General features: G+C 71.8%; 13 protein-coding genes and 1 pseudogene. 9 read left to right on the plus strand and 5 right to left on the minus strand.

The genetic code is table 11. The features are described from left to right. Positions 1 to 326 precede the first annotated feature (326 nt). Positions 327 to 2,753, plus strand: a complete 2,427-nt coding sequence (gene ligA / locus JJJ15_RS10140) for an NAD-dependent DNA ligase LigA (protein WP_246742022.1) — start codon at positions 327 to 329, stop codon at positions 2,751 to 2,753. Positions 2,754 to 3,021: 268 nt separating this feature from the next. On the opposite strand, the gene JJJ15_RS10145 is transcribed toward ligA, so the two are convergent. Then, positions 3,022 to 4,605, minus strand: coding sequence for an LmeA family phospholipid-binding protein (locus JJJ15_RS10145; protein WP_200510653.1), 1,584 nt, complete (start codon positions 4,603 to 4,605; stop codon positions 3,022 to 3,024). A gap of 929 nt (positions 4,606 to 5,534) precedes the next feature. Here JJJ15_RS10145 and JJJ15_RS13530 point away from each other — a divergent pair. The 6 genes and pseudogenes from JJJ15_RS13530 to JJJ15_RS10175 all read left to right on the plus strand — a co-directional run. Beyond that, positions 5,535 to 5,849: pseudogene (locus JJJ15_RS13530) on the plus strand (heme-binding beta-barrel domain-containing protein); the annotation flags it as partial. Between the two features lie 123 nt (positions 5,850 to 5,972). Further along, positions 5,973 to 6,533 carry a heme-binding beta-barrel domain-containing protein gene (locus tag JJJ15_RS13535; protein WP_281433044.1) on the plus strand — a complete coding sequence of 187 codons (561 nt, stop codon included), beginning with the start codon at positions 5,973 to 5,975 and terminating at the stop codon, positions 6,531 to 6,533. 11 nt (positions 6,534 to 6,544) lie between these two features. Then, positions 6,545 to 7,732 (plus strand): folate-binding protein YgfZ, encoded by a 1,188-nt coding sequence (locus JJJ15_RS10160; RefSeq protein ID WP_200510654.1) that lies wholly within the window; start codon positions 6,545 to 6,547, stop codon positions 7,730 to 7,732. A gap of 43 nt (positions 7,733 to 7,775) precedes the next feature. After that, entirely contained in the window at positions 7,776 to 8,189 is a 414-nt protein-coding gene (locus JJJ15_RS10165; RefSeq protein WP_200510655.1) for a DUF2516 family protein, read from the plus strand. Beyond that, a complete protein-coding gene (dtd, locus tag JJJ15_RS10170; RefSeq protein ID WP_106110535.1) occupies positions 8,189 to 8,647 on the plus strand; it encodes a D-aminoacyl-tRNA deacylase in 459 nt (152 codons plus the stop codon). The genes JJJ15_RS10165 and dtd overlap by 1 nt, the downstream gene beginning before the upstream one ends. A 139-nt stretch (positions 8,648 to 8,786) precedes the next feature. Further along, entirely contained in the window at positions 8,787 to 9,422 is a 636-nt protein-coding gene (locus JJJ15_RS10175) for an O-acetyl-ADP-ribose deacetylase (RefSeq protein ID WP_246742024.1), read from the plus strand. 221 nt (positions 9,423 to 9,643) lie between these two features. Here JJJ15_RS10175 and JJJ15_RS10180 read toward each other — a convergent pair whose 3' ends face one another. The 3 genes from JJJ15_RS10180 to JJJ15_RS10190 all read right to left on the minus strand — a co-directional run bounded on the left by JJJ15_RS10180 (position 9,644) and on the right by JJJ15_RS10190 (position 11,570). Then, positions 9,644 to 10,786, minus strand: coding sequence for a permease prefix domain 1-containing protein (locus JJJ15_RS10180; RefSeq protein WP_200510656.1), 1,143 nt, complete (start codon positions 10,784 to 10,786; stop codon positions 9,644 to 9,646). Beyond that, positions 10,786 to 11,115, minus strand: coding sequence for a PadR family transcriptional regulator (locus JJJ15_RS10185; protein ID WP_106110538.1), 330 nt, complete (start codon positions 11,113 to 11,115; stop codon positions 10,786 to 10,788). Before JJJ15_RS10185 ends, JJJ15_RS10180 begins: the two co-directional genes overlap by 1 nt. A gap of 305 nt (positions 11,116 to 11,420) precedes the next feature. Continuing rightward, positions 11,421 to 11,570, minus strand: a complete 150-nt coding sequence (locus JJJ15_RS10190; RefSeq protein WP_200510657.1) for a hypothetical protein — start codon at positions 11,568 to 11,570, stop codon at positions 11,421 to 11,423. 319 nt (positions 11,571 to 11,889) lie between these two features. Here JJJ15_RS10190 and JJJ15_RS10195 point away from each other — a divergent pair, with 319 nt between their 5' ends. Next, positions 11,890 to 14,433 carry an ATP-dependent Clp protease ATP-binding subunit gene (locus tag JJJ15_RS10195; protein ID WP_106110540.1) on the plus strand — a complete coding sequence of 848 codons (2,544 nt, stop codon included), beginning with the start codon at positions 11,890 to 11,892 and terminating at the stop codon, positions 14,431 to 14,433. A gap of 57 nt (positions 14,434 to 14,490) precedes the next feature. On the opposite strand, the gene JJJ15_RS10200 is transcribed toward JJJ15_RS10195, so the two are convergent. After that, a complete protein-coding gene (locus tag JJJ15_RS10200; protein ID WP_200510658.1) occupies positions 14,491 to 14,700 on the minus strand; it encodes a hypothetical protein in 210 nt (69 codons plus the stop codon). 213 nt (positions 14,701 to 14,913) lie between these two features. Here JJJ15_RS10200 and JJJ15_RS10205 point away from each other — a divergent pair, with 213 nt between their 5' ends. After that, on the plus strand, positions 14,914 to 16,326 hold the full coding sequence (locus tag JJJ15_RS10205) for an MFS transporter (protein WP_106110542.1): 1,413 nt from the start codon (positions 14,914 to 14,916) through the stop codon (positions 16,324 to 16,326). Positions 16,327 to 16,334 lie beyond the last annotated feature (8 nt).

Raw genomic sequence — 16,334 nt, forward strand, 5'->3', positions numbered from 1 at the left:
ACTACTTTCTGCCAGCCCCGTGCACGGCCTCGGGATATCCCGCGCGTCGCCGACTTCTGGTCGCCGGAATTAGCCAGCCCCGTGCACGACCCCGGGATATTCGCATCATCCCGTCAGGCCAGCAGGTCCCTCCTGCAGAAACTCGTGAGATCTGCAAGGACTGGTGCGCTCCGCGGACCAGACCCGTTCTCACGACGAACAAGTACCGTTCTCGCGAGCAATAAGTACCGTTCTCACGACGAACAAGTACCGTTCTCGCGGAGGGGAGGGGAGGGGAGATGCGGGCGGGCGGCGGGGGTGTCGGGGGTATGGGGGAGGATGTCCCCATGAGCCAGCCTGAGCCGCACTCCCTGACCGCCGTCCCCGCACCCGCCCGCGAGCGCTGGGGCGAGCTGGTCCGTGCCGTCGAGACCGCCCGGGACGCCTACTACAATGCCGTGGACGCCCAGAGCCCCGTCTCGGACGCGCAGTACGACCTGCTCTACCGTGAGCTGGAGGAGCTCCAGGCCACCTACCCGGCCCTGGACCTGCCCTCCTCGCCCACGCACTCGGTCGGCGGCCGGGCCGTCACGGACTTCTCCCCGGCCCCGCACCACGAGCGCATGTACTCCCTCCAGGACGTCTTCAGCCTGGAGGAGGTCCAGGAGTGGGCCGACCGGGTGGCTGCCGACACCTCCACCACGGACGCGGACCTGCCCATGACCGCGGAGGTCAAGATCGACGGCGTCGCCGTGGCCCTGACCTACGAGGACGGCCTGCTCACCCGCGCCGCCACCCGCGGGGACGGCACGGTGGGGGAGGACGTCACCGGCAACGTGCGCACCATCGCCTCCGTGCCCCTGGTCCTGTCCGGGGACTCCCACCCCGCGCTCCTGGAGGTCCGCGGCGAGGTCTACCTCCCCGTGGAGGCCTTCCACGTCTTCAATGAGGCGCGCCGCACCGAGAACCTGGCCCGGCAGGCCCGGGGGCGATCTCCCCTGCAGGTCTTCGCCAACCCCCGCAACGCCGCCGCCGGGTCCCTGCGCCAGAAGGACCCGGCCGTCACCGCCTCCCGGCCGCTGGCCTTTATCGCCCACGGGGTGGGGGCCATCGTCCCGGCACCGGGTGAGGACCTGCCTGCCGAGCAGCACCGGTGGTACGAGCTCTTGGCGTCCTGGGGGCTGCCCACCTCCCCCTACAACGGGCTCGTCCGGGGGCGCCAGGAGCGGGAGGCGTTTATCGCCCGCTACGCCGACCACCGCCACGACCTCCTCCACGAGATCGACGGCATTGTCTTCAAGGTGGACTCCCGCGCCCTCCAGGACCGTATGGGGCACACCTCCCGGGTGCCGCGCTGGGCCACCGCCTACAAGTACCCGCCCGAGGAGGTCCGTACCCGGCTGCTGGACATTGACGTCCAGGTGGGCCGTACCGGGCGGGTCACCCCGTTCGGCATTATGGAGCCGGTCCGTGTGGCCGGGTCCACGGTGTCGCGGGCCACCCTGCACAACCCCACCGAGGTGGCCCGCAAGGGGGTGCGCATCGGGGACCTGGTGGTCCTGCGCAAGGCCGGGGACGTCATCCCCGAGATCGTGGCCCCCGTCCTGGAGGTCCGGGACGGCTCCGAGCGCGTCTTCGTCATGCCGGACGCCTGCCCCTCCTGCGGGACCGCCCTGGCCCCCGCCAAGGAGGGGGACGTGGATCTGCGCTGCCCCAACACCCGCTCCTGCCCCGCCCAGCTCACCGAGCGCGTGGCCCACATTGGCTCACGCGGCGCCCTGGACGTCGAGGGCCTGGGGGACGAGGCCGCCACCGCCCTGACCCAGCCCGACGCCGGGCGCGCCCAGGCCCTGGCGGCCCTGGCGGCCGGGCGGGTCCTGGAGACCGAGCGCGCCAGGATCCGGATCCCCGCCAAGGAGCTCCGGGCCCTGCACCCCTCCGCCCGCGTGGAGGCGGCTGAGAGGCTGCTGGAGGCGCGCGGGGTGGGGTCCCAGGCCCCGGTCCTGACCGGGGAGGCCGGGCTGTTCGACCTGACGGTGGAGGACCTGCGCGACGTCATGGTGTGGCGTGAGGTGACCCGTAAGGGTGAGCCCACGGGGGACTGGCGCCTGGCCCGCTTCTTCTGGTCCAAGGAGACCTACGACGCGGCCGGGGCGGTCAAGAGGCCCACGGCTCCCGGCAAGAACGCCACCAGTATGCTCGACCAGCTTGTCACCGCCCGCACCCGCCCCCTGTGGCGGATCCTGGTGGCCCTGTCCGTGCGCCACGTGGGTCCTACGGCGGCCCGCGCCCTGGCGGCGCGTTTTGGCAGCATGGAGGCCCTGTCCGCCGCCACGCTGGAGGAGCTCAGCGAGGTCGACGGCGTGGGGCCCGCTATTGCCGCCTCGTGGACGGACTGGCTGGCGGTGGACTGGCACCGTGAGGTCCTGCGGCGGTGGGAGGCCGCCGGGGTCCGCACGGCCGATGACGTCCCCGCCGGGGCAGGGGCCGCCCAGACCCTGGCCGGGCTCACCGTGGTGGTCACCGGTACCCTGAGCCGCTTCACGCGCGACGGGGCCAAGGAGGCGATTATCTCGCGGGGCGGGAAGGCCTCCGGGAGCGTGTCGAGGCGGACGAGCTACGTGGTCGTGGGGGAGAACGCCGGCTCCAAGGAGGCCAAGGCCCGTGACCTGGGCCTGAGCATCCTGGACGAGGAGGGGTTCGAGCGCCTGCTGGCCAAGGGGCCTCAGGGGCTGGAGGAGCCTGAGCCGCCCGCCCCGGCCGACGCCGGGTGAGCCCCCGGTGCCTGGCCGGTGCTGGCGGGTTAGCCGGTACCGGTAGGGCAGGGCTGGCCGGTACGGTGGGCAGGGCCGGGCCCTGGCGGCCGCCCTGCCGCGGCCGCCCTCGCCTGGAGGTCGGGCCCTGCTGGTGGAGCCCCTGCTTACTGTGGCGGGTGGGGGCGGCTCCTGGAGACAGGCGTCGGTGGTGGTATGGCCCAGCGCCTGACCAGCGGGGACTGGCAACCGGCCCCGCGCACTGGTGGGGTCCATCCCACCAGCGCGCCTAGGAGCTGAGCGACACGTCCTGACCGCTCACGGTGACCCGCAGGCCGGCGTCGGTCACCGTGGCCGAGGTGAAGCGCAGCCCCGGTGGGAGCGAGTCGCTGCCTATGGTGGCGCTGGTCTGGGACATGCCGAGCCACTCCATGGTCGTCTTGCCCATAAAGCTGCCCTCAAGGGGGAGGGGGACGCCGCGCAGGGAGGCCTGGGTGACGGTGACCGTCAGCGCCCCGTCCGGGGTGACGGAGGGCTCCAGGGTCAGGGTGACGTCCCAGGCCAGGACGTGGCCGGTGGCGGTCATGGTCCCGGGGCTGGAGGCTGTCCCCACCGTGCCCGCCGTAATGTCGGCCTTGGGGAAGTCGGTCCTGGTGCGTGCCAGGCGCCCGACCTCGTCCCAGGACAGCGTGCCCTCCACGCTCAGCCTCCTGGCGGGGTAGGGGGAGTCGAGGGCCAGCCCGGTGGCGCGGGCGTCCACCTGGTTCAGGGTCATTGTGCCCGTGCCGTCCGGGGTCTTGGTGGGCAGGGTGACGCTGCTGGCCTGGATGCCTACGGTGCGCAGTCTGCTGGAGAGGACCTGTGGGAGCAGCAGTCCCTCGGTGGTGATCGTGGCGTCGCCCGGAAGCCAGGGAAGGGCCTGGTGGGCGACGCGGTCCAGGGAGCTGCGCACGTAGAGCTCCGCCCCGGTCAGGCCGGCGGCGGCCAGGAGCGCCAGGACGACCAGGGTGATCAGGCTCCGCCTGAGGAGCCGACGCCTGCGTGCAGGGCGTGGGGCGTATACGGGGGGCCCGTCGTCCTCCTCGTCCGGCTGCGCGGGTGCGCGCCGGGGGAGGATGGTGGGAGGGGGCGTGTCGGGGTCCTGGTGGTCCGCGGCCGGGGTCGGCAGGGTGGTGGTGTCCTGCGTGGGTCGGGTGGGGACCTGGAGGACGCTGGTCGCCAGGTCGGCGCGTGGGGTCGAGGTCCTCAGGACGGTGGTGTGCGTCTCGGCAGGTGGGGTCGGGAGGGAGGGCGCGTCGGGCTCCTGGGGCTCTGGGACGGGTTCCTGCACGGGCGGCTCGGCGGGATCCGCCGGGGGGGCGGGTTCCCGGGAGGGCGACGGCTGAGGGACTGCCAGGGTGCGGGGGCCCGAGGTGGGGTCCTGGGGTGGGACGGCGGGTGCCGCGGCGGGGTCGGTGGCGGGTGCCGCGAGCTCCTGGGAGGCCGTGGGCTCCCAGGGGGTGTCCGAGGGGGAGGCAGCCATGGGCGCGGCAGCCGCCTCGCCGACGGCCTCCTGCCCCGTGGCCGGGCTCGCCGCGACGTCGGCTGGGGAAGGCCCCTCGGGCCCGGGGGTGTCACGCTGCCCCGTGCCCAGGTCGTCGGCCCCGGCGGCATTCGAGGGGAGACTGGCCAGGGCCTGCTGACGGCCCCGGCCGGGAGCCTGGGCGGGCTCCTGGGGCGCGACATCCTGGGGGGTGGGTCGGGGGGTGCCGGTGTGCACAGCCTGGGTGTCGGCGGCGACCACCTGGGGGGCGGGCTGGGGACTGGGTGCGGACCGGGGGGTGCCGGGGGCGGGTGCCTGGGTGGGCTCCTCGGGGTACAGCGGGACCGCCATAATGCCCCGGGGCGCGAAGGACGGCGGGGCGGGCGGGTCGGGTAGTGGCTGCGAGACCTGGGGATCCGGCGTGCGGTCCCGGGCGTCGGCGACGGGCGCCCCGGCGGGCGGCTGCGAGGCTGACGCACTACCCTCAGGAGAGGTGCGCGGGGTCGGGGAGGGCCCCTGGGAAGGGGAGGATGGCGTCCCGTGGGCCACGTGGTCCCTGGGAGTGCGCCGGAGAAGGCGGCCAAGCACTGTCATTACTGCCTCTGCATCTGCCATGGTCCTGACCCGCCCTATCCTACGGGGCAGGGCGGCGCCAACGGTGTGTTCGTGGTCATCTTTGCGCGATTCAGGACGGAACCAGCTCGCCGTGAGGACGAGGACTATTCACGCCTTGGCGGCAGGGGCGTCCAGGTTTGTCGCAATCTGAGGATCAGAGCTGACCCCACCCCGCCCCACCGTTTGTACACCTTATGTCCGTGCAGGTCAGGAGCCTGGGTCCGGACGTGGACGAGGGTGGCCCTCGTTCTGATCCTCAGAGTTGCGACAGAACCGGGATCCGGGACAATGGACGACACGCACATAGGCGATTGATTATGTGAAACATCGTATGATTATCTGTAAATCCGTCTCATGGTCCTGGATGGTGCGTGCGCTGCTGGTCTTGGATGGTGCCCGGGTCACCGGGCGCGGTGCCGGCCTTGGACGCAGCCTCCCCGGTGTGGTCGGACGCCGCTCGTGTGTCGAGTCTGGCGTGCGTGTGAGCGTCCAGCCTCCCCGGTGTGGTCGGACGCCGCGGTAGGTGTGCGGTAGGCGTCAGGGGGGCCTGGAGCTCGGGCCGGAGTGCCCCGGGCGGGGCGGGCCCGGGCGTGCGGGCTGGAGAGGCCCTGCAACTCGATGACAGGATCTAGTGGCATCAGCAGGCGGACCCGTAGGCTGGGCCTATGGCATTCACACTTCCTGACGACCTCGCCCCCGAGATCTACCCTCTGGCCTGGCTGGTGGGTACCTGGCGTGGCTACGGCATCCTCACCTACGGGCAGGACGTCCCCGAGCAGGCCGTCTACCAGGAGATGACCTTCGACCACGACGGCGGCCCCTACCTGCGCCAGACCACCACCATCTGGACCGTGGACGCCACCCGCAGCCGCGACCTCGACTTTGAGACGCCCGGCCTGCAGGGCGCCTGCCTGCTGGCCCCCGCCCAGATCTGGTCGACCGAGACCACCTACTGGCGTGCGGTCGGCCAGGAACAGCCCGCGGCCGCGCAGGGTGAGGGGGCGCGCCCCGCCCCGGCGCAGGGCGCCACGCTCCCCGCCGACGGCCCCAGGCCAGCCGCGCCAGGCAAGCCTACCGAGCCCGCTGCGCCCACCGGGAGCACCATGTCAGCTGCACCCGCTGAGCCCACCGTGCCCACTGGGCCCGCCGGGAGCGTTGAGACCACTGAGCCAGCCGGGACCACCGTGCCTGCCAAACCCGTCGAGCCCGCCGGGAGCACCGGGACCAGCGTGACCCCGGGACCCGCCGATAGCGATGACGCACCTGAGGGCACCCGTACCGGCCCCCTGATCCCCGTGACCGCCCTGGAGCTGGTCTCAGCCGACCCCGCCGGGCACGTGGCCGTCTGGGAGGGCTGGATCCGGGGCCCACGGGCCCAGGTGGGCACCCAGGCTGTGGGACGCACCCGTACCAGCGCCCCGGTGACCGAGATGACCCGCATGTTCGGCCTGGTGGGCGGCGACCTCATGTGGACCCAGGACATGGCCGCCTTCGGCGTCCAGGAGCTGCGGACCTACGCCTCCGGGCGTCTGGGCCGCGTGGAGGACCCCGAGGACCCCGCCACCCGTCCCGGCTCCGCCCTGCCGCCCCTCCCGGCCACCGCTCCCGGGGCCTCCGCCCCCGACGCCCCGGCTGGTGCCCCCGACGCCCCGGCCGCCAGGTAAGGAGCCGCCTCATGCACCCCTCACCGCTGCTGGAGCGCGCCGACGCCGTCGCCGGCGCCCCGCAGGACGTGGACGCCACCGTCCCCGCCCACTACGGCTCACCCCTGCCCGAGCAGGCCGCCCTGGTGGCGGGCCTGGCCCTCAGCGCCCTGGCCCGCGACGTCGTCGCTGTCACCGGCCCGGACCGACGCAGCTGGCTGACCACCCTGTCCAGCCAGGTCCTGACCCACCTGGCCCCCGGTGACGGGGGCGTGGAGACCCTGCTCATGGACGCCCAGGGTCATATCACCCACGCCCTGGCCGCCCTGGACGACGGCCAGGTCCTCTGGCTGGTCACGGAGGCGGGCGCCGGCCCCGCGCTCGCGGACTTCCTGGACTCCATGCGCTTTATGCTGCGCGTGGAGGCCACCGACCGCCCCGACGTCCAGGTCCTGGGGGCCATGGGCCAGGGGCTGGAGGCCCTGGAGGAGGCGGCCCGCTCGGTGAACCTGCCCGACCCGCACGCCGGGACGGCCCTGGTCGGCACCTGGCGCGACCCGTGGCCCGGCGTCGTGGAGGGCGGGACGAGCTACGACCTGGGGCGTACGCGCCCGCACCCGGGCCAGGACTACCGTGCGGGGATGGTCCTGGTGCCCCGCGACGCCGTCACCCAGGTGGCTGAGGCGTTCCTGGGCGAGGAGGCCCCGGACGGGCGGCGTCTGGCCGGGGCCCTGGCCTGGGAGGCGCTGCGGGTGGAGGCCGGGCGGCCGCGGGCGGCCCGGGAGGTGGACGCGCGCACCATCGCCCACGAGCTGGACTGGCTGCGCACCGCCGTGCACCTGAACAAGGGCTGCTACCCCGGGCAGGAGACGATCGCGCGCACTCTCAACCTGGGGCGGCCGCCGCGTCGGCTGACCATCCTTCAGCTCGACGGGCTGGGTGGCCGGGCGCCCGTCCCCGGTGCCGTCGTGCGCCTGGGGGAGCGGGCGGTCGGGACGGTCACCAGCGTGGTACGCCACCACGAGTGCGGGCCGATGGCCCTGGCGCTGCTGCGCCGGGGGGTGCCGTCCGACGCCGCCCTGAGCGTGGACCTGGAGGAGCTCGAGGCCGGGGGCGGCCCGGCGCGTGTGGACGCCACCCAGGAGATCCTGGTCGCCCCCGAGGGCCGGGCCCAGGCGAGCCCCGCCCAGCGTCCCGGCGCCGAGCTGCGTAGGCGCTGAGGGCACAGGCTGCTCCCAGGTGCCTTGGCTAGGCTCACGGGCCGTGACCGTACTCGCTCTTATCGCCACCTACGCCACCTACATCGTGGTCTGGTCCTGGTACGCCGCCCAGCTCGTCAGCGTCCTGCTGGGGCTGTGGGCCCTCCTGGACGCCGCCGTCCGCCCGGCCGACCACTTCATTGCCGCCGGCAGGCGCACCAAGGGCTTCTGGCTCGGTGTCACCGGCGCGGCCACCGCCGTCCTGGTCCTGACCGGCAACCTCCTCGACCCCGGGGCCGCCGTGGGCGGCTTCGGCATGCTGGGCCTGCTGGGCGTGACCGCCGCCGCCGTCTACCTGACCGACGTGCGCCCCGCCCTGAACGTCTACAGGCCGGTCCGGGTCCGCTCCCGTCTGCGGGTGGTCCGCGGCACCACCCAGTCCCGGCCGCGACGTCGCCGCGACTGGGGCAGGCGCTAGTGCGCGCCGTCCTCCAGCGGGTCAACCACGCGGCCGTACGTGTCCACCAGGACGGGGCGGACACGGTGGTCGGGCGGATTACGCGCCCGGGCCTGCTGGCGCTGGTGGGGGTCACCCACACCGACGGCGTCGCGCAGGCGGCCAGGATCGCCCGCAAGATCGCTGAGCTGCGCCTCCTTGAGGGGGACGACGCCTCCGGTCCTGAGAGGTCCGTCACCGACCTGGGGGCGCCGGTGCTGGTAGTCTCCCAGTTCACCCTCTACGCCGACGTGCGCAAGGGGCGGCGGCCGTCGTGGAACGGGGCGGCCCCCGGCCCGGTGGCCCAGCCCCTGGTGGACGCCGTGGTGGCGGACCTGCGGGCGCGCGGCCTGGAGGTGGCCACCGGGAGGTTCGGGGCCCGTATGCGGATCGACATGGAGGCTGACGGGCCGGTCACCGTCCTGGTGGAGGCCGACTAGCCCCGACGGTGGGGTGCCGGGCCCCAGGGTGCCTACGCCCGTAGGCGGGCCGGCGCACCAGGGCGGGTGGCACCCGGGTCCCCGTCTGGGGGTACCCTCGGGGACAGGGGAAGCGTCAGAGAGCTTAAGGGGCAGGCACATGGGTATTGAGGCGGTTCTCGGGGACATTACGCTCCAGGAGGTCGACGCGGTCGTCAACGCCGCCAACTCCTCCCTGCTGGGCGGGGGAGGTGTGGACGGGGCCATCCACCGGGCCGCGGGGCCGCGGCTGCTGGAGGCCTGCCGCTCCCTGCGCGCCACGAGGCTGCCCGACGGCCTGCCCGTGGGCCAGGCCGTGGCCACCCCCGGCTTCGACCTGCCCGCCACCTGGGTCATCCACACCGTGGGCCCCAACCGGCACGCCGGGCAGAGCGACCCGGCCCTGCTGCGCTCGGCCTTTGACACCAGCCTGGAGACGGCCCAGGGGCTGGGGTGCTCCAGCGTGGCCCTGCCCGCCGTGTCGGCTGGCGCCTACGGCTGGGACGCCGAGGTGGTGGCCCGCACCGCCGTGGCCAGCGCCCGCGCCCACCTGGGTGGCCCCGGCGCACACGCTGACTCCAGCACGCACGTCGGCTCCGGCGCACACGCCGGCTCCGACCCGGACCGCGCTCCCGACCGCGCCCCCGGTACCGGTACCGGCCAGGGGAGCTCGCTGCGCCTCATCCGCTTTGTGCTGTTCTCCCCGGCCCTGCTGCGGGCCTTTGAGCAGGCCCTGGGGGACCCGGGCGGGCGGTAGGGCTCAACGCGCCCAGGGGAGGAGACGTACAGCCGGGGCCCCCGGGCGGGCTGCCAGCCAGCCGGGGTGGGTCCCCGATACCCGGGCGTTCTCACCCAGGCCGCCGTGCCCTTGAGCGCAAGTGGGTCCCTGACAACCCGGGCGTTCTGTATCCCGTGGCGGGGGCAGACGGGCCCCGGGCAGCCCGGTGCCTGACACGCCCCGGGCGCCCCGGGCTGGCGCTACCTCCAGTCCCTCCTCTGACGGCGGTAGTAGCTGCCGCTGCCCCCGGAGACGAGGGAGACCAGGGCCGCGACCGCACCGAAGAGCACGCCGGCGACCGGCCAGATGATCCAGCAGATGTCCCAGTACCCCAGGAACCCCCAGACCAGGAAGACCGCCGTGACCAGGGGCCAGTAGACGGCGGCGACGGCTCCGACCAGGGCGTTGGACCTGCCCGCGGTGGTGGTCGGCTGCCCCTCCTCGGTGAGGGTCTCGTAGGTGGAGGAGGCCCAGGAGACCGGCAGGAGGACCAGCAGGCCGGTCGCGACGAAGGCGAGGGTCAGGCAGACGCCGACGGCGAGGTAGATGCTGTGGTCGTACCGGCTGCCCAGGACGGCCGCGACCACGGTGGGGACCGGTGAGAGCATGAACAGCCCGACGGCGACCATGAGGGCCCGGGACCGGGGGCCCTCGTTGTCCGCCCGCAGGCGTGAGGCCCAGGCGGAGACCTCCTGGCTCTGCGTGAAGCGACCGTCGATCAGGTGCTCCAGGCCCAGGCCCACGAAGGCCTGGCGGCGACGCAGCAGGAGGAGGACGCCGACGATAATGCCCAGGAGGGTCAGGACCAGGCCGGCCAGGCTGGTCACGTCGTCGGCCGGCCCGGCGTGGTCGTCGGCCAGGCTGGCCAGGAGGATCAGGGGGCAGGGGGACATAATGATTACGGCCACCCCCCAGGCCAGCAGGCGGCTGGTGGACCGGCGGGCCTGGGCCAGGGCCTGGGCCTCGGACAGGGTGACCACGGGGTAGCCGCCGGGGTCCACGGGCGCCCCCTGCGGCACACCCAGCGCCCCTTGCGGCACGCCCGGCGCCCCTGCACCGGGTACGGACCCCGCACCGGGTACGGACCCCGGTACGGCCCCCGCACCACCGGCCTGGGCCGAGCGCAGGTCGGGCAGGATACCCAGGGTGGGGGCGAGCTCCTCGAGGTTGCCGAAGTCGGTGATCACCTGGCCGACGGCCTCGTTGTGGGTCCTGCCCCGGCTGATGGCGTCAGAGTAGGCGTCCTCCATCATGGTGCGGAGCTCGGCCTTGGCCTCCAGGAGACGTGGGGTGGCGGGGTAGGGGGCGAACATGGCGTCGAGGAAGGTGTCTATGGCATCCATCAGTGGTGTCCTTGCGCGAATCTGTCGATAAGGGTCTTGGTGGCCTCCCACTCGGCGAGCTTGTCCGCCAGGTAGGCGGCGCCTGCGTCGGTGAGGCGGTAGTAGGTGCGGGGCTTGCCGGAGGCGGAGACGCTGGCGTAGGAGGACGTCAGCCCGGCGGCCTCCAGGCGCTTGAGCGCGGAGTAGAGGGTGGTCTGCTTCATGGTGTACTCGCCTGCTGAGACCCCGGTAATGGTCCTGGCGAGCTCGTAGGCGTAGGAGGGACGGCGGCGTAGGAGCGTCAGCACAATGAGGTCGATGTAGCCGCGGATGGCGTCGGCGCTGATCACCGCGGGCTCCTTCCGGGTGGTGGTCGGGCTCGTGTCATGGTAGCAACGTACTACGTTACACGTAGTACGTCTAACGAATGCCGTCGTGTCCTGACGGCGGGGAGACCGCGTGGTCACAGGGGCACGGGTGTGCCGTACAGGAGGGCTGTGGTGCGGCCCCGGCGAGGCGGTGGAGCCGCGTGCCGGGCCCATGGGCCTACGTCGCCGCTTCAGCGGGGGCGGGCGGCGTACTCAAGCACCGTCACGCCGTCCTCGTAGGTCTCGAACCAGTCGGTGGTGGCGCCGACGAGGTTGCGGACCCTGCCTCAGCGGGTGAGGGAGCGGTAGACGAGGTCGAGGACGGCGCGCACGTGGTCGGCGACGTACACCTCGCCGACGTCCGGGGGGACCACCAGGCCCTGGTGCTCCAGGTGCTCCTGGCCGCTCCCGATCGCGCCCGCGCGGCGGCCGCCCACGGCACCCAGGCCGTGGCGCCCGCGCCCTGGTGGAGCCGGCCTGGGTACTCGCGCCCTCACGAAACCGGCCTCACGGAGCCGGGCTAAGGGCGCCTGTCCCCGGGCCGGAGGACGGTGAGCCTCCTTGAGCCCAGGTGGCTCAAGGCTGGAACACGCCTACCGCGAACAGCGGCATGAGCCTGCAATCCACGTGGTTAGCCTTGTCAGCGCATGCAGCGCGTCGCCACCGTGGTGACGTCCCGGACCACGTCCGGCTCCGCCGTCGTCCCTGTCCCTGGCGATGAGACCCCAGACCGCATGCGCCGAGGAGAAACTACCGATGTTCGAACGCTTTACCGACCGAGCCCGCCGCGTCGTCGTCCTGGCCCAGGACGAGGCCCGCGCGCTCAACCACAACTACATCGGCACCGAGCACCTCCTCCTCGGCCTCATCCACGAGGGCGAGGGCGTGGCTGCCAAGGCCCTGGAGTCCATGGACATCTCCCTGGACGCCACCCGCACCCAGGTCATTGAGATCATCGGCGAGGGCCAGTCCGCCCCCACCGGGCACATCCCCTTCACCCCCCGGGCCAAGAAGGTCCTGGAGCTGTCCCTGCGCGAGGCCCTCCAGCTGGGGCACAACTACATCGGCACCGAGCACATCCTGCTCGGCCTGCTGCGCGAGGGCGAGGGCGTGGCCGCCCAGGTCCTGGCCAAGCTGGGGGTGGAGCTGCCTGCCGTGCGCCAGACCGTCATGCAGATGCTCTCCGGCTACGACGGCAAGGAGGCGGTCACCGCCGGCGCCCCCTCCAAGGAGGGCCAGCCCTCGGGCAGCGCCATCCTGGACCAGTTCGGCCGCAACCTCACCGCCGCCGCCCGCGAGGGCAAGCTGGACCCGGTCATCGGGCGCAAGAGGGAGATGGAGAGGGTCATGCAGATCCTCTCGCGGCGCACCAAGAACAACCCCGTCCTCATTGGGGAGCCCGGCGTGGGCAAGACCGCCGTCGTGGAGGGCCTGAGCCAGGCCATTGTCCACGGCGACGTCCCCGAGACCCTGCGCGACAAGCAGCTCTACTCCCTGGACATGGGCAGCCTCGTGGCTGGCTCGCGCTACCGCGGCGACTTCGAGGAGCGCCTCAAGAAGGTCCTCAAGGAGGTGCGCACCCGCGGGGACATTATCCTGTTCATTGACGAGATCCACACCCTGGTGGGCGCCGGGGCCGCCGAGGGGGCCGTGGACGCCGCCAGTATCCTCAAGCCCATGCTGGCCCGCGGCGAGCTCCAGACCATCGGGGCCACCACCCTGGAGGAGTACCGCAAGATCGAGAAGGACGCCGCCCTGGAGCGCCGCTTCCAGCCGGTGACCGTGGAGCAGCCCAGTATTGAGGAGACCATTGGCATCCTCACCGGGCTGCGCGACCGCTACGAGGCCTTCCACCGGGTGGTCATCACCGACGACGCCATCCAGGCCGCCGCCAAGCTCGCCGACCGCTACATTAACGACCGCTTCCTGCCCGACAAGGCCATCGACCTCATTGACGAGGCGGGCGCGCGCCTGCGCATCCGCCGTATGACCGCCCCCCAGGCCCTGCGCGACATTGACGACCAGATCGCCGCCGTCAAGCGGGAGAAGGAGAGCGCCATCGACGACCAGGACTTCGAGCGCGCCGCCGCCCTGCGCGACGACGAGCGCCGCCTGGCCGAGAAGCGCGCCGAGAAGGAGAAGGCCTGGAAGGACGGCGACCTGGACCAGGTGGCCGAGGTCGACGAGAACCTGGTCGCCGAGGTGCTGGCCATGACCACGGGCATCCCGGTGGTCAAGCTCACGGAGGCCGAGTCCGCCAAGCTCATCAATATGGAGTCCGAGCTCCACAAGCGCATTATCGGCCAGGACAAGGCCATCCAGGCCGTGTCCAAGTCGATCCGCCGCACCCGGGCGGGCCTGAAGGACCCCAAGCGCCCCGGCGGCTCCTTCATCTTCGCCGGCCCCACCGGCGTGGGCAAGACCGAGCTGGCCAAGGCCCTGGCGGAGTTCCTCTTCGACGACGAGGACGCCCTCATCCAGCTCGACATGTCCGAGTTCGCCGAGAAGCACACGGTCTCGCGCCTCTTCGGGGCGCCCCCCGGCTACGTCGGCTACGACGAGGGCGGCCAGCTCACCGAGAAGGTGCGGCGCCGGCCCTTCTCCGTGGTCCTGTTCGACGAGGTGGAGAAGGCCCACCCGGACATCTTCAACTCCCTGCTCCAGATCCTGGAGGACGGGCACCTGTCCGACGCCCAGGGACGGGTGGTGGACTTCAAGAACACCGTCATTATTATGACCACCAACCTGGGCAGCAAGGACATTGGCAAGTCGGTGGCCACCGGCTTCCAGTCCACCGCCACCGGGGCCATGGACTACGAGGAGATGAAGGCCCACGTCAACCGTGAGCTCAAGCAGCAGTTCCGCCCCGAGTTCCTCAACCGCGTGGACGACCTCATTGTCTTCCCCCAGCTCACCCAGGCCGAGGTCCGCCAGATCGTGGACCTCATGCTGGCCCGGCTGGACAAGCGTCTGGCCGAGCAGGAGATGACCATCGAGCTCACCAAGGCCGCCAAGGACCTCCTGGCCGAGCGCGGCTTCGACCCGGTGCTGGGCGCCCGCCCCCTGCGCCGCGCCATCCAGCGCGATATCGAGGACGCCCTGAGCGAGAAGATCCTCTTCGGGGAGATCGAGCGGGGCCAGAAGGTCCTGGTCGACGCCGTCGGGGAGGGCCTGCTGGGCGAGTTCACCTTCCGGGGGGTGCCCTGGGAGCGCGTGAGCGACGAGCAGGCCGCCATTAACGCCGCCGAGGAGACCGTGGCCTCCGTGGAGGGGGCCGCCGTGGCCGCGGCGGAGGGCTGAGTGCGCTGGCACTCGCGGCGGCCGATGACGGGGGATCCGTCACCGGCCGCCGTCGTCTCAGAAGCTGCCCCCGCCCCCGCCGTGGGTGGCGCCCGAGGAGGAGGTGTGCGTCGAGGAGTCGCTGGAGGACGAGGAGGAGCTGGACTCCCGCTTGGTGCGGGTGACGTACTTGGTGACGAAGCGGTCCTGTCTGCTGGTGATCGCCAGGGAGCCGGGGTCGGACGCACGACGACGACTCTTCGGATTTGAAAGTGCACCACGACACATACCGTGGAATAATCGGATCGTGCGCCTGAACCGAGCTCAGATCGACCCGATGTGGGACTAAAGACATGTCAAACGTCAGCCATGTTGGGTGGATCATTGCCTTGCCACCCCCTGAGACTCCCCGCCGTCCCGCACAGCGCTCTCTCGGACGGGAGGCACGGCATCCGCTTCGGATGGCGCCGACAACCGCAGGACCCAGGACAAGGACGACCTATGGCACAGACCTCCCAGAACGGCGCGGTGGATCTCGCGCACAAGCCCATGATGAGTACGGGCCGGATCCTGCTGATGAACGTCGGCTTCTTCGGCATCCAGTACTCCTTCGGCATGCAGCAGAACGCCATGTCGCCCATCTACCAGTTCCTCGGGGCCTCGGCCGACGAGATCCCCATCCTCAACCTGGCCGGGCCCGTCACCGGCCTGCTCATCCAGCCCCTCATCGGGGCGCTGTCGGACCGGACCTGGAGCGACAAGTGGGGCCGCCGTAAGCCCTTCTTCCTCATCGGCGCCATCGGCTGCTCCATCTTCCTGTTCCTCATGCCCTTCGTGACCGCCGTGTGGATGGCGGTCCTGTGCCTGTGGCTGCTCGACGCCTCGAACAACACGGCCATGGAGCCCTACCGCGCCTTCATCGCCGACCTCCTGCCCGACAAGCAGCTCGCCAAGGGCTTCCTCGCCCAGTCCCTGTTCATCGGCGCCGGCTCGGCCCTGGCCGCCGGCACGCTGGCGGTTCTGGAGAAGATCCTCAGGGGCGCCACCGCCGCGGGCATCCCCTACTGGGTGTTCGGGGCCTTCATGGTGGGCTCGGTGTGCTCCATCGGCTCCGTGCTCATCTCGGTGCTCTCCACCAAGGAGCTGCCGCCCACGCCGGAGGAGCGCGCCGAGCTCGAGCGCAAGAAGAGGGAGGAGGGCCCCTTCGGCTTCGTCAAGGACGTCGGCGTCGCCATTGTCGAGATGCCCCGCGGCCTGAAGAAGATGGCCCTCGTCTACCTCTTCCAGTGGTACGCCATGAACGTCTTCTGGCAGTACTTCGGGCTCATGTGCGCCGTCGCCTACTTCGGCGTCGACATCAATCAGAAGGGCTACGCCGAGACCGATGCCTTCAGTGACGCCTCGAGCTTCGCCGCCGGCCTCATGGTCGTCTACTACATCGCCTGCACGATCGTGGCCCTCTTCCTGGCGCGGCTGGCCAACAAGGTCGGCCCCAAGCACGTCCACACCGCGGCCCTCTTCCTGGCCGCCATCTGCCTCTACCTGCTGACCCGCATCGGCAGTGCCGACAACACGACGGTCCTCTGCCTGCCGATGATCGGCATTGGTGTGGCCTGGGCCTCAATCGTGGGCGTACCCTACGTTATGGCCACCGAGATGATCCGCAAGGAGCGCCGGGGCGTCTACATGGGCGTCATCAACATGATGATCGTCATCCCACAGCTCCTTCAGACCCTCACCTTCGGCTTCATCTACAAGAACCTGCTCGGCAACCACCCTGTCAACGCCCTGCTCTTCGTCGCGGTCTTCCTCGTCATCGCCGGCCTGCTCATCGAGTGGATCGACACCGACAAGGACGCCGACCCGAGGGTGCGCGCCGCCGCTGTGGCTACCACCGAGACCGCCGTCGCCTGACCGGGCGC

The sequence above is a fragment of the Actinomyces sp. HMT897 genome (assembly GCF_016626125.1).
Classification (GTDB): domain Bacteria; phylum Actinomycetota; class Actinomycetes; order Actinomycetales; family Actinomycetaceae; genus Actinomyces.

Coding starts and splice junctions, on each gene's coding strand:
- JJJ15_RS10175 (WP_246742024.1), top strand. CDS start 8,787: ATGGGTATTGAGGCGGTTCTCGGGGACATTACGCTCCAGGAGGTCGAC.
- JJJ15_RS10195 (WP_106110540.1), top strand. CDS start 11,890: ATGTTCGAACGCTTTACCGACCGAGCCCGCCGCGTCGTCGTCCTGGCC.
- JJJ15_RS13535 (WP_281433044.1), top strand. CDS start 5,973: ATGTCAGCTGCACCCGCTGAGCCCACCGTGCCCACTGGGCCCGCCGGG.
- JJJ15_RS10205 (WP_106110542.1), top strand. CDS start 14,914: ATGGCACAGACCTCCCAGAACGGCGCGGTGGATCTCGCGCACAAGCCC.
- JJJ15_RS10160 (WP_200510654.1), top strand. CDS start 6,545: ATGCACCCCTCACCGCTGCTGGAGCGCGCCGACGCCGTCGCCGGCGCC.
- ligA (WP_246742022.1), top strand. CDS start 327: ATGAGCCAGCCTGAGCCGCACTCCCTGACCGCCGTCCCCGCACCCGCC.
- JJJ15_RS10145 (WP_200510653.1), bottom strand. CDS start 4,605: ATGGCGGTCCCGCTGTACCCCGAGGAGCCCACCCAGGCACCCGCCCCC.
- JJJ15_RS10180 (WP_200510656.1), bottom strand. CDS start 10,786: ATGGATGCCATAGACACCTTCCTCGACGCCATGTTCGCCCCCTACCCC.
- JJJ15_RS10200 (WP_200510658.1), bottom strand. CDS start 14,700: ATGTGTCGTGGTGCACTTTCAAATCCGAAGAGTCGTCGTCGTGCGTCC.